Raw genomic sequence first — 12,610 nt, 5'->3', positions numbered from 1 at the left:
GGTGGGGTCCCGACGGGGTTCGGCGCGCCGGGCGGCCGACACGACCCGGACCCGCCCCGGCGCTGCCGGGGCGGGTCCGTGTCGGAACGCGTGTGCTGAGAGGTCAGGCTCGACGACGGGTGGCGAGCTGGTCGCTCTCATCGTCGTCATCCAGGGCGCCGTAGCGGGCCGCGTACGCGGCGTACGGATCGTCCTCCTCCTCCTCGACCGGAGGCGGCGGGGATACGGGCTGTCGCACCGGGCCTCCGCCGAGTTCGCGCTGCAAGGCTGTGACGTCGATGTCGGAGGAGTGGTACTTCAGCTCCCGCGCCACTTTGGTCTGCTTCGCCTTCTGACGGCCACGCCCCATGGCGGACCCCCTTGCACGTGAGAAGCGGGGCGGCCACGGATGGCGGCCCCGGAGTCAGATGTCTGTCGTGGATCCCACGATACAGGCTTCCGGCGATGGCACCCAGCCTCCGGCCGGGCCTCGCTGCCGACCGGGATCACCGCCGACCGGGATCAACCGCCGACCAGCCGGGCCAGCAGCGCCGGGTCGATGTTGCCACCGGAGACGACGGCGACGGTCGGGCCGGGCGGGAGCCGGTCGGCGTGGTGCAGGTACGCGGCCACCGGCACTGCCCCGCTGGGCTCGGCCAGCAGGCGAGCCTCCAGGGCGAGCCGCCGGGTCGTGTCCAGGATCTCCTGTTCAGTCACGGTGACGATGTCGTCGACCAGTGCGCTGATGTGCTGCCAGGGCAGTTCACCGACGCTGAAGGTGCGCAGTCCGTCGGCCACGGTGCGGGCGGTGTCGGCGGCCGTCCACGGCGTCCGCCGGCCCAGCCGGAAGGACTCCGCCGCGTCCCCGGCTAGCTCCGGCTCCACCCCGACCACCCGGGCGTCCGGCACCAGCGCCTTGATCGCGACGGCCACGCCGGAGATGAGGCCGCCGCCGGACACCGGGACCAGCACGGTGGCCACGTCCCGGCCGGTGGGACCGTCGCGACCGGGGGCCGACGGGAAGTCCTCGGCGATCTCCAGGCCGACCGTGCCCTGCCCGGCGATGACGTCCGGGTGGTCGAACGGCGGGATCATCGGCTGGCCGGTGGCCAGCCGCAGCTCCTCGGGTCGGGTGAACCGCTGCTCCACCGGAACCAGTTCGACGCCGGCGCCCAGGGCGCGGGTCGCGTCGATCTTGCGCTGCGGCGCGTTGTCCGGGATGACCACGTGGGCCGACACCCCGAAGACGCGGGCCGCGTAGGCGACCGCCTGGGCGTGGTTGCCCGAGCTGTGTGCGAGCAGGCCGCGGGCCCGCTCGACCGGATCGAGCCGAGACACCGCGGTGATCGCGCCGCGGATCTTGAACGCGCCGATCGGTTGCAGGGACTCGGGTTTGAGCCACAGTCCCGGCCATGGCGACGGCACCAGCGGCGTCCGGACGGCCCAGGGACGGATCCGTTCGGCGGCGTCGCGGATCTGGTCGAGGTCGACCAACGACATGGATGACACTCCTGGAAGGCGGATCGGGCCGGTTCGGATCGCTCCGTCAGGAGCGGCGGACCTCGCGGAAACCCTGCCGGTCGATGCGGTCCGCGCCACGCTCGACCGTGGACCCGGCGGCGTCGGCCGGATCGATCATCGCGTCCACCCCGCCGGCCAACAGCGGGGTGCCCGGCTCGACTCCCCGTCTGACCAGGGCCAGCGCGACCGGCCCGTCCTCGTGGTGCTGCACCACGGTGCCGACCCGGCCCACCGTCCGGCCGGCCGCGGTGGTCACCGCATCGCCCGGCTCGGGCAGCCGGTCCTGCGAGCCGTCCAGGTTCAGCAGCACCAGGCGGCGCGGCGGCCGGCCCAGGTTGTGCACGCGGGCCACCGTCTCCTGCCCGCGGTAGCAGCCCTTGTCCAGGTGGACGGCGGTGTCCAGCCAGGCCACCTCGTTCGGGATGGTGCGGTCGTCGACGTCCAGACCGAGTCGGGGCCGGCGGGTGGTGACCCGGAGCGCCTCGGCCGCCCAGCTGCCGGCCGCGCGGGCACCGGCGGCCAGCAGCGCCGACGCCACCGTCCCCAGCCGGTCGGCGGGGACAGACACGTCCCAGCCGGGCAGGGTGCCCAGGTCGGCGCGACGGATCCAGCCGCCCTCGATGACCGTCGCGGCGCCGTTGCCCGGCAGGCTCGCCACGTCCAGCGCCGCCCGCAGTACCGCGTCGGCCTGCGGTCCGGCCACGGTGAGCAGGGCCTGGGTGCCGGTCGCATCGGCGATCTCGACCTTGGACCAGAACCGCATCCGGTCCAGGTAGGTGAGCAGCGCGGCGGTGACGGACGCCTCGGTGTCCAGGTGCACGACGCCGTCGACGGCGGTGACGCCGAAGTGGTGCTCGACGTGGCCGTTGGGCGAGAGCACCAGCGCCTCGGTGGCGGTGCCGTCGGTGAGCCCGGCCAGGTGCTGGCTGGTCACCGTGTGCAGCCAGCTGTTCCGATCCTCCCCGGTCACGACCAGCCGACCGCGGTGCGAGCGGTCCAGCAGCACGGCGGACCGCTCCGCGGCCCGCTGCTCGGCGAGCGGATCGCCGTAGTGCCAGGCCACGCCCGCGTCGGGGCCGGTCGCCGCGACGGCGCCCGGCAGCTGCAGCAGCGGGGACCGTCGGGCGGGATCTTCCACGGCGTCGGACATGCGGCCATGGTAGGTCCCGGGTCGGACACCCGAGTGGTCGTCGGGCCGGCCGCCGGTCCCCGCCCGATCGTCCGTCCGGCGAGCCGATCGGCGACCCCCGGCGCCCGCAGCCCGGCCGGACCGGGAAAGATGGCGTGCCATGACTGGTCAGCACGGACCCGGCGGCAGCACGACGTCGGACGGGATCGGATCGATCGGGCACGGCACCGGCGGTGTCTCGGTCCGCCGCCGTCCGGTGTTCACCGACCAGGGGGTGTCCCCGTACGTCGAACTCGACCGTGACGAGTGGGCCGCGCTGGCTCCGTCGACGCCGTTGCCGTTGACCGCCGCCGAGCTGGACCGGCTCTCCGGTCTGGGCGACCCGATCGACCTGGACGAGGTCGCGACCATCTACCTGCCGCTGTCCAGGCTGCTGAACCTGTACGTGGGCAGCGTCGGCAGCCTGCACCGGGTCACCTCGACGTTCCTCGGCGAGCGCGGCGACCGGACCCCGTTCGTCATCGGGGTCGGCGGTTCGGTCGCGGTCGGCAAGTCGACCACCGCGCGCGTGCTGCGGGAACTGCTGGCCCGTTGGCCCGACACCCCCCGGGTGGAGCTGGTCACCACCGACGGCTTCCTGTACCCGAACGCGGTGCTGCAGGAGCGGGGGCTGATGAGCCGCAAGGGCTTCCCCGAGTCCTACGATCGGCGTGCACTGCTCCGCTTCGTCGCCGAGGTCAAGTCCGGTGCGGCCGAGGTGCGGGCCCCGCGCTACGACCACCTGACCTACGACATCGTCTCCGGGGACGAGATCGTGGTGCGCCGTCCCGACGTGCTCATCGTCGAGGGTCTCAACGTGCTGCAGCCCGCCCAGCACGACGAGGAGGGCGCCGGAGCGCTGGCCCTCAGCGACTTCTTCGACTTCTCGGTGTACGTGGACGCCGCCGTCGAGGACATCGAACGCTGGTACGTGGAGCGGTTCCTGCGGCTGCGGCAGACCGCGTTCACCGACCCGCAGTCGTTCTTCCACCGGTTCGCCGCGCTCACCGACGACGAGGCGGTGGCGTTCGCCCGCGGGATCTGGAACGACATCAACGGCCCGAACCTGCTCCAGAACATCGTCCCCACCCGCGGCCGGGCCACCCTGGTCATGGTCAAGGGGCCGGACCACTCGGTGAGCCGGATCCGGCTCCGGAAGCTGTGAGCGGCGGGGGACCGACGGCCATGGACGGGACCGAGAGCGCGCCGACGATGCTGGTGGCCCTGCTGGACGGCACGGTCCTGCCCGGCGACGCGCCGTTGCTGCGCCCGGACGACAGCGGCGTGCTGCGGGGCGACGGGGTGTTCGAGACCACCCTGGCCGTGGACGGCGTGGCCCGGGACGTGGACGAGCACCTGCGCCGGCTGGCCGGGTCGGCCGCCGCCCTGCGGCTCACGTTGCCCGGTCCGGGCGCCTGGCGGACCGGGATCGACGCCGCGCTGGCCGCCGTCCCCGCCGGCAGTGCTGACGGTGGTGCTGACGGCGGTGTTGACGGCGGTGCCGACTGGTCGCAGACGCTGGTCCGCCTGGTGGCCACCCGCGGCGCCCCCGGAGCCGGTCCCACCTGCTTCGTCACCGTCGGGCCGGTGCCGGACGGTGTCCGCGCCCAGCGCCGCGGTGTCCGGGTGCTCACCCTGGACCGCGGGATCGGCGGGGGCGACGCCGCGGCAGTGCCGTGGCTGCTCGCCGGAGCCAAGACGCTGTCGTACGCGGTGAACATGGCCGCCGTCCGACACGCCGTCGCCCAGGGTGCCGACGACGCGGTGTTCGTGGCCCCGGACGGCGCGGTGCTGGAGGCGCCGACCGCGACCGTGGTACTGGCCTGGGAGCGCAGCCTGGTCACTCCGCCGGTGGACGGCATCCTGGCCGGGATCACCGTGCGGCGGCTCTTCGCCGCGGCCGAGGCGGCCGGGTGGTCCACCGGGTCGCAGGTCGTCCCGTCCGCCGACCTGCACGCCGCCGACGGCATGTGGCTGGTCTCCTCGGCGCGGCTGCTGGCCCCGGTCACCGCCGTCGACGGGGCCGACCGGGACTCCGACCGGCAGCGCGCGCTGACCGTGGAACTGGCAGCGTTGCTGCAGGTTCCGACCGGCTGACTCGACCGCCGAAGCGGATGAGGTCAGCCGGAGCTCGGGTCTTCGAAGAGGCCATCTTGTTGCTGCGGTTGATGCTGAGCTGGGGGCGGCGCGAGTTGGTAACGCGTATTTCGTGGACCGGTGCCTACCGCGACTATGGCTCCCTCTCTTTTCAGGCGCCCCAGCCAGTGCTCCGCGGTCTTGGGGTTTAGATTGAGGAGAGAGCTCACCTCGGTCTTCGACAATTCGGTGCGGAGCGCGATCAACTCGAGAATCTGCTTTCTCCGATTCGGACGAACGCGTCGACCTTCGCCGGCATCGATCGTGCGGGCGTAGTCACTCAATGAATACCGGGCGCCTCCCCGCGTGCCGGTCTGCTCCACCAGTTCGCGGGCGACGAGGTCCTGCAACTCCGCGGTCGCGGCCCGGCTGTCTAGAAGCCCAGTCGCCACTCTGTACCGAGCGTTGTCCATCACCTGTCCAGTCCTGAGGATCGCGAGCGCAGTACGCTGAGTGTCCTTGAGTCCGTCGATCCCGATCGAGCCGAGCCACTTGACCGTCTCGTCGTCGAACAGTGTGTGGTTGGGCATCACTACCCGGAACGATGTGACACGGTCGGTGAACTCCGGCGGTCGCATCCCAGCCCGAGAGAACTCCGCGCGCATCGTACGGATACCGGATCCGCGATTCTCGCACACCGTGCGAGTCGTTCCCGGTGCGTAAGTGTCCTCGAGTAATCGCAGTAGCAAGCCATTTCGTGACGACGAAACGCCTTCGTCACCCAATCGGCCTATATCGACTGCGCCGAACAAGCCGCCCGGATTCAAAATGCGTAACTGATCGGGGAACATTTCCACTTGTACCTGAGTGCCACGTGTACCGGGACTCAGGTCTCTATGGACTAGAGCGTTGACCAGTGCTTCCCGGAGCGCCTCGGGTGGATACTCCCAGACATCCTGACGACCGGAAGCATCGACCATCGCCCTTCGCGACATGTTGCGTTGAACCACGGCCAGTGCCTCGGCGGCGATTGCGGGAATCGATCCATCGATGCGCACGTTGTCCAAGAAGCGCGTCGCACCTGTAGGCTCCCCGGAAGTCGTAGGGTAGTGCACAAAAGTGAGACAGAGTTGCGGGAAGAATTGCTGCGGGTACCTGCCGAGGGAAAGCAAGCCACCGATCGTAGGGCGAAGCTCTCCGCCGGCGTCTGCCTTGAGGACGTTGAGCATCCTGAGGATGGTTGAACTGTCTTCGCGGCCGAAGACGCGCGGGTTGCGCTCCCTTACCCGCGAAAGCAAGCCAGACACTGCATTCGGGTCCAAGTCTTCAATGGTGGCCGTGTCCACCAGTTCGTGATCGAAAAGCGGCTGGCCCCGCTCAGCGATCACCTGATTGACTTCCTCGGTAGTCAAGTGTCGATCACCGTCGGCCACCCGAACGTAACTGCCTTTCTGAATTCCTTTGCTGGTGATGTAGCAAGGCTTCTGGCTCCGCGGCAGTTCAGAGACGTCTGCGACAATGATGTTAGCGCCGTCGACCGTGTGCATGTGGATCGCTGGCCGGAGGGGAGGGCTCAGTGAGTCGCGGGCTTGTGAAGCCAAGTCATGCTGGAGCTTGGCGACATCGCCGACCCCGGTGACAGCGAATCCTGCGCCTTGATCGACGCCCAACACGAGGGTGCCCCCACCCGGACTGTTGGCGAACGCCGACAGGGTCTCAAGCACAGAAGTTGGCAGGGTGGTGCTGGCCGTCTTGGCCTCGATCGAGGCATCCTCACTGCCGAAGGCTCGCAGGTACTCGACAAGGGCGGCGGCTTCCGCCTGTTCCATGGTCCTCCTCCTGGCCGTCGGTGCCGAGAGTCTAAGCGCCTGAGTTAGGAGTAACAACCTCCGAATTAGGAGTAACGCGGAGCAACGTCGAGGTGTCAGACGTCACGCTCCAGTTGAGCCAGCCGTGGATGTGACACTTCGTGAGTGATCAGTGCGTCCCGTGAGCGCGGATGACCGCCGTCGCCGAACTGTCGGCGTTGCAGCCGGTCGACGTCGCACCCGCCTACCGCTCGCCCTACTCGATGCGGTTCGGCGTCCCCGCGGACCAGCGGCTGACCGGCTTCGACCGAGCACCGTGGAGCGACCCGAGCGCCCAGGCGAGCATCCCGGCGGAGCTCTGGTACGCCCAGTCGACCCGGTCCCGCTGGGGATCGTGGGGACCGCCCGCGCGCCGGTACCCGGTGCCGGCGAACCGGTTCCGCGGTCGGGTGGCCCGTGAACGGGTGCTGTCGGTGGCCGCCGCGCTCATCGGTCTGGACTACCAGCACCACCACGTGCCGGCCTGGTCCCCGCCCGTCGGGTGGCCGCACAAGCCGGTGCGCTCGGGGCTGCGCGGGCCGGGCCTGGACTGCAGCAACTTCACCAGCTTCGTGTACTCGTACGCCCTCGGGATCGACCTGCCGACCGGCGTGGCCGCCCAGTCGGAGTTCGACGGCCGCGATCCGCGGACCCGGCGGGCCGCCGCCGGCGAGTCGCTGTTGCTGCGCCGGATCACCCTGCGGGGCGCCGCGCCGTCCCGGCGGATCGCGGTGCTCACCGCGACCGATCACGACGCCTTCGTCGCCCAGCTCCAGCCCGCCGACATCGTCTACATCCGCAGCGACGCCGGCGTCGTCTCGCACGCGGTGCTCTGGCTCGGCGCCTGTGGCGTCGGCCCGACCGCCACGCCGCTGGTGCTCGACGCCGGCGGCAGCGGCCGGATGGACTTCCATCGGGTGGACATCCCGGCCGGCGTCCGGATCCGGCCGTATCGGGCCAGCGGCTGGTACGCCCGGAACACCGTGTTCGCGCACCGGATCATCCCGGACTGACGGCGGCTCAACCTGCGGTGGAACGCCAGGTCAGCCCCCGCTCGGCCAGCGCCCGGTCCCGGACGCCGAGCGCCTTGGGCCGACGCCGTGCAGCGCCAGCACCTCCGCGCGCGTCCACCGGGTGAGGTCGTCGAGGGTGTGCAGCCCGACCGCGGCCGGGGCGCCCCTGGCCGTGTTACCGGAGCCGGTCGGCCAGTCGTCGCCGGCGGTGTGGTGGTCGCTCATCCCGCTCCGCTCCGTTCCGTGTCTCCGGGTCGGTCCCGGTGGTGCCGTCGGCTCCGATCCGGACCAGCGTCCCCGGCCAGGTGTCGACCAGCCAGCGGTCGTGCCCGGTGAGCAGCACGGTGGTCGGGGTGGCGGTCAGTGCCGCCTCCAGTTCGGCGGCCAGCGCCGGCGAGAGGTGGTTGGTCGGCTCGTCGAGCAGCAGTAGGTCCGGGCGGGCGGCCAGCACCATGGCCAGCGCCACCCGGCGCAGCTGCCCGACGCTCAGCATGCCGAGCGGTCGGTCGGTGTCCGCCCGGTCGACCAGCCCGAGCTCGACCAGCGGGGTCGCCTCGGCCGCGTCCGCGCCCACCCACCGCCGGTGCTGGTCGGCCGCGGTGGCGGCAGGGTCGGCCGGCTCGGCGCCGGCCGGGACGGGCAAGCCGTCCTGCGGCAGGTGACCGATCCGCGCGGCCCGCACCGCCACGTCGCCCCGGTCGGCCGCCAGTCGGCCGGCGAGCACCGCCAGCAGCGTCGACTTGCCGGTGCCGTTCGCCCCGGTGAGCAGCAGGTGGCCGCCGCGCGGCACGACCAGCCGGGGCAGCCGCAGCCGCCCGCACACGTGCAGATCGGCCACCTCGACGATCGGCTCGTCCGGTGCGGTGGCCGCCGTGACGGGCTCCTCCGGCAGCAGCACCCGGGGTGGTGGTGGCGGTTCCGGCAGCCGGTGCCGCAGCGCGTCGTCCAGTCGCCGCTGGGCGTCCCGGGCCCGGCGGGCCACCGTCCGTTGCACCCCCTCGCCCTTGAAGTGGGTGATGAACTTGTCGTGGTCCCGGGGGCCGCGTCCGGGCGCGACGGCCCGGTCGGTGACCACCGTCGCGGCCCGCAGCTCGGCCAGCCGCTCCTCCTGCTCGGCGTACGCGCGGTCCCAGCGCTCTCGGGCGGCGGACCGCTCGGCCAGGTACCGGGTGAACACGCCCGGGTCGCCCGGATCGCTGTCCTCGGTGAGCGACATCCGGGTGCCGGCGCCGCTGGGTCGATCGCGGGTGGGGTCGAGGTCGAGCAGGTGGGTGCAGGTCCGATCCAGCAGCACCCGGTCGTGGCTGACCAGCACGACGGCACCGGCCGTGGCCAGCAGCATCTCCTCCAGCACCGCGACGGCCGCCCGGTCCAGGTGGTTGGTCGGCTCGTCGAGCAGCAGGCAGTCGGGGACCCGGGCGATGGCGGCGGCCAGGGCGAGCCGCACCCGCTGTCCGCCGGAGAGCGTGCCGACCGTCCGGGTCCGGTCGAGGTCGTGCACGCCCAACCGGCGGGCGGCCACCTCGGTGCGCCGGTCGGCGTCCCAGGCGTCGTGCCGCACCGCCCACTCGAGCACCCGCGCGTACTCCTCGGCCACCTCCGGCCCGCCGCCGGCCAGTTCCGCGCTGAGCTCCTCGACCCGACGGGCCGACGCGTGCAGCGGGGCCAACGCACGGTCCAGCACGGCGCGGATCGTGTCCCCGTTGGCGAACGCCGGTTCCTGCGGCAGGTGGACGGTGTCGGCGGGGACGGTGACGCGGCCGCCGTCCGGTGCCAGCTCGCCGGCCAGCGCCAGCAGCAGGGTCGACTTGCCGGTGCCGTTCTCGCCGACGACACCGAGCCGCCGGCCGGGCGGGACGGACAGCGACAGTCCGTCCAGCACGGTGCGACCCTGCCGGCGCACCGTCAGGTCGGTGGCCCGGACGGAACGCGCGACCGTGCTGGACGACGGGCCGGACGACGGGCCGGATGTTGTGGTGGGGGAAGCGGTCATGGTGGGTCCCTCGCGGCCGGAACTCTCCCCGGCGGGCGTGCGTCGACGCGGATGCGCGGTCGGCGGCCTCGGTCCCGGGGCGGGCGCGATCAGATGAGCATGATGACGGCACCGTAGCCCCCGGGTGTCCGGCCGTCGAACCCTTTCCGATCCGTCCCCCGGGCCGGCAGAAACTTGATCCGGTCCAGAAAAGTCGGCTACGGTCGGTGCGTGACGTCCGAGCTCGAGGCCCAGCTGCGCGCTGCCTCGTTGCGGGTCACCCGCCCCCGGGTGGCGGTGCTGGCCGCGCTCCGCGACCACCCGCACGTCGACACCGACACGGTCTTCACGCTGGTGCGGGAGGATCTGCCCGCGGTCTCCCGGCAGGCCGTGTACGACGTGCTCCGCGCGCTCACCGACGCCCGCCTGGTCCGCCGCATCGAACCCGCCGGTGCGACCGCCCGGTACGAGTCCCGGGTGGGGGACAACCACCACCACGTCGTGTGCCGCAGCTGCGGCACCATCGCCGACGTCGACTGCGCCGTCGGCCACACCCCCTGTCTCGCCGCCTCCGACGACCACGGCTTCGTGATCGACGAGGCCGAGATCGTCTACTGGGGCACCTGCCCCGAGTGTCGGCTCCCACGAACCGCGACCGCCGCGTCACTTGATCCGGAAGGAACCCGATGAGCTCCCCAGACACCCCCTCGAGCGCGCAGGGCGTCGATCAGAAGGCGGCCGCCGGCTGCCCCGTCATGCACGACTCGGCGACCGCGACCGGCAGTGAGAGCGAGAACCCGGCGATCGACTCGCCGCAGCCGCACACCGGGCGCCGGCCGCGCACCAACAAGGACTGGTGGCCCAACCAGCTCGACCTGACGGTGCTGCGCGCGCACTCGTCCAAGGTCGACCCGCTGGGCCCCGACTTCGTGTACGCCCAGCAGTTCGCCGAGCTCGACGTCGAGGCCCTCAAGCGGGACATCACCGAGGTGCTCACCACCTCGCAGGACTGGTGGCCGGCCGACTTCGGGCACTACGGCGGCCTGATGATCCGGATGAGCTGGCACGCCGCGGGCACCTACCGCATCGGTGACGGTCGGGGCGGTGCCGGTGACGGCGGTCAGCGGTTCGCCCCGCTGAACAGCTGGCCGGACAACGCGAACCTGGACAAGGCCCGCCGCCTGCTGTGGCCGGTCAAGCAGAAGTACGGCCAGAAACTGTCCTGGGCCGACCTGCTGGTGCTGGCCGGCAACGTCGCGCTCGAGTCGATGGGCTTCAAGACCTTCGGGTTCGGCTTCGGCCGCGTCGACGTGTGGGAGCCCGAGGAGATCTTCTGGGGCCCCGAGGACGCGTGGCTGGGTGACGAGCGCTACTCGTCCGACACCGAGATGGTGCCGGACGTCGGCGCCACCGAGATGGGCCTGATCTACGTCAACCCGGAGGGACCGCGCGGCAGCGCCGACCCGCTGGCCGCCGCGCACTTCATCCGCGAGACCTTCGCGCGCATGGCCATGAACGACGAGGAGACCGTCGCCCTCATCGCCGGTGGCCACACCTTCGGCAAGACCCACGGCGCCGGCGTCGCCGACGACCACGTCGGGCCGGAGCCCGAGGGGGCGCCGATCGAGTCCCAGGGCCTGGGCTGGCTGAGCACCTACAACAGCGGCAAGGGCAAGGACACCATCACCAGCGGTCTCGAGGTCACCTGGACCGACCGGCCGACCGAGTGGAGCAACCGCTTCTTCGAGATCTTGTTCCAGTACGAGTGGGAGCTGACCACCAGCCCGGGCGGCGCCAAGCAGTACGTCGCCAAGACGGACGACGAGATCATCCCGGACCCGTTCGACCCGGCCAAGAAGTACAAGCCGACGATGCTGACCACCGACCTGGCCCTGCGCGTCGACCCGGCCTACGAGAAGATCTCTCGTCGCTGGCTGGAGCACCCGGACGAGTTCGCGCTGGCCTTCGCCAAGGCCTGGTACAAGCTGCTCCACCGCGACATGGGCCCGGTCAGCCGGTTCCTCGGCCCCTGGGTGGCCGAGCCGCAGCTGTGGCAGGACCCGGTGCCGGCCGTCGAGGGCTCGCTGGTCGGCGAGGCCGACGTCGCCGCGCTCAAGGGCAAGGTGCTGGAGTCCGGCCTGAGCGCCGCGCAGCTGGTGCAGACCGCGTGGGCCTCGGCCGCGAGCTTCCGGTCCACCGACAAGCGCGGTGGCGCCAACGGCGCCCGCATCCGGCTCGAGCCGCAGCGCAGCTGGGAGGTCAACCAGCCGGAGCAGCTGGCCTCCGTGCTGACCACGCTCGAGGGCATCCAGCAGGAGTTCAACGCGGCCGGTGGGGCGCAGATCTCGCTGGCCGACCTCATCGTGCTGGCCGGTTCCGCCGCGGTCGAGCAGGCCGCCCGGGCCGGGGGTGTCGAGGTCACCGTGCCGTTCCACCCGGGCCGCACGGACGCCACCCAGGAGCTGACCGACGTCGACTCCTTCAAGGTGCTGGAGCCGCGGGCCGACGGGTTCCGCAACTGGCTGCCGGCCCAGGTCAAGCTGCAGCCGGAGACCCTCCTGGTCGACCGGGCCTACATGCTGAACCTGACCGCGCCCGAGATGACCGTGCTGGTGGGCGGTCTGCGGGCGCTGGGCAACAACGTCGGGGACAGCGCGCACGGCGTGCTCACCGACCGGCCGGGCGTGCTGACCAACGACTTCTTCGCCAACCTGCTCGCCCCGGGCACCCGGTGGAAGGCGTCGGAGACCGACGAGCACGTCTTCGAGATCCAGGACGTCGCCACCGACGAGGTGAAGTGGACCGCCACCGCGGTCGACCTGATCTTCGGGTCCAACTCGCAGTTGCGGGCCTTGTCGGAGGTCTACGCGAGCGACGACGCCCGCGACAAGTTCGTGACCGACTTCGTCGCCGCGTGGACCAAGGTCATGGAGCTGGACCGCTTCGACCTGCGCTGACCGGCTGGTCGTCGCACTGATCCCTGACGGGGGCGGGCCTGTGGGCCCGCCCCCGTCGGCGTCCGTGGCCGGTTCTG

Annotated in this window: 10 protein-coding genes; 5 read left to right on the top strand and 5 right to left on the bottom strand. The window is 71.8% G+C overall.

Translation table 11 applies throughout. The features are described from left to right. Positions 1 to 103: 103 nt before the first annotated feature. The 3 genes from JL106_RS04890 to ygfZ all read right to left on the bottom strand — a co-directional run bounded on the left by JL106_RS04890 (position 104) and on the right by ygfZ (position 2,650). Entirely contained in the window at positions 104 to 349 is a 246-nt protein-coding gene (locus tag JL106_RS04890; RefSeq protein ID WP_205259572.1) for a DUF3073 domain-containing protein, read from the bottom strand. Positions 350 to 501: 152 nt separating this feature from the next. Then, on the bottom strand, positions 502 to 1,479 hold the full coding sequence (locus JL106_RS04885; protein ID WP_205259571.1) for a threonine ammonia-lyase: 978 nt from the start codon (positions 1,477 to 1,479) through the stop codon (positions 502 to 504). A 46-nt stretch (positions 1,480 to 1,525) separates the two neighbouring features. Beyond that, positions 1,526 to 2,650 carry a CAF17-like 4Fe-4S cluster assembly/insertion protein YgfZ gene (gene ygfZ, locus JL106_RS04880; protein WP_205259570.1) on the bottom strand — a complete coding sequence of 375 codons (1,125 nt, stop codon included), beginning with the start codon at positions 2,648 to 2,650 and terminating at the stop codon, positions 1,526 to 1,528. Positions 2,651 to 2,789: 139 nt separating this feature from the next. On the opposite strand from ygfZ, the gene coaA reads away from it, so the two are divergent. Next, positions 2,790 to 3,833, top strand: coding sequence for a type I pantothenate kinase (gene coaA, locus JL106_RS04875; RefSeq protein WP_205259569.1), 1,044 nt, complete (start codon positions 2,790 to 2,792; stop codon positions 3,831 to 3,833). Positions 3,834 to 3,853: 20 nt separating this feature from the next. After that, positions 3,854 to 4,765, top strand: a complete 912-nt coding sequence (locus JL106_RS04870; RefSeq protein ID WP_205259568.1) for an aminotransferase class IV — start codon at positions 3,854 to 3,856, stop codon at positions 4,763 to 4,765. A gap of 23 nt (positions 4,766 to 4,788) precedes the next feature. Here JL106_RS04870 and JL106_RS04865 read toward each other — a convergent pair whose 3' ends face one another. Beyond that, a complete protein-coding gene (locus JL106_RS04865; RefSeq protein ID WP_205259567.1) occupies positions 4,789 to 6,573 on the bottom strand; it encodes an ATP-binding protein in 1,785 nt (594 codons plus the stop codon). Between the two features lie 170 nt (positions 6,574 to 6,743). Here JL106_RS04865 and JL106_RS04860 point away from each other — a divergent pair, with 170 nt between their 5' ends. Further along, positions 6,744 to 7,604 carry an NlpC/P60 family protein gene (locus tag JL106_RS04860; RefSeq protein ID WP_205259566.1) on the top strand — a complete coding sequence of 287 codons (861 nt, stop codon included), beginning with the start codon at positions 6,744 to 6,746 and terminating at the stop codon, positions 7,602 to 7,604. Positions 7,605 to 7,779: 175 nt separating this feature from the next. On the opposite strand, the gene JL106_RS04855 is transcribed toward JL106_RS04860, so the two are convergent. Further along, positions 7,780 to 9,597, bottom strand: coding sequence for an ATP-binding cassette domain-containing protein (locus tag JL106_RS04855; RefSeq protein ID WP_205259565.1), 1,818 nt, complete (start codon positions 9,595 to 9,597; stop codon positions 7,780 to 7,782). Positions 9,598 to 9,807: 210 nt separating this feature from the next. On the opposite strand from JL106_RS04855, the gene JL106_RS04850 reads away from it, so the two are divergent. Both JL106_RS04850 and katG read left to right on the top strand, forming a co-directional pair. Then, a complete protein-coding gene (locus tag JL106_RS04850; protein ID WP_205259564.1) occupies positions 9,808 to 10,266 on the top strand; it encodes a Fur family transcriptional regulator in 459 nt (152 codons plus the stop codon). Continuing rightward, positions 10,263 to 12,533, top strand: a complete 2,271-nt coding sequence (gene katG, locus JL106_RS04845; protein ID WP_236006766.1) for a catalase/peroxidase HPI — start codon at positions 10,263 to 10,265, stop codon at positions 12,531 to 12,533. The genes JL106_RS04850 and katG overlap by 4 nt, the downstream gene beginning before the upstream one ends. The last annotated feature ends 77 nt before the right edge of the window (positions 12,534 to 12,610 follow it).

It is taken from the genome of Nakamurella leprariae, assembly GCF_016918035.1.
In the GTDB taxonomy this organism is placed as follows: domain Bacteria; phylum Actinomycetota; class Actinomycetes; order Mycobacteriales; family Nakamurellaceae; genus Nakamurella; species Nakamurella leprariae.
The sequence above is the reverse complement of the archived record's forward strand: the minus strand, read 5'-3'. Positions and strand labels throughout refer to the sequence as shown.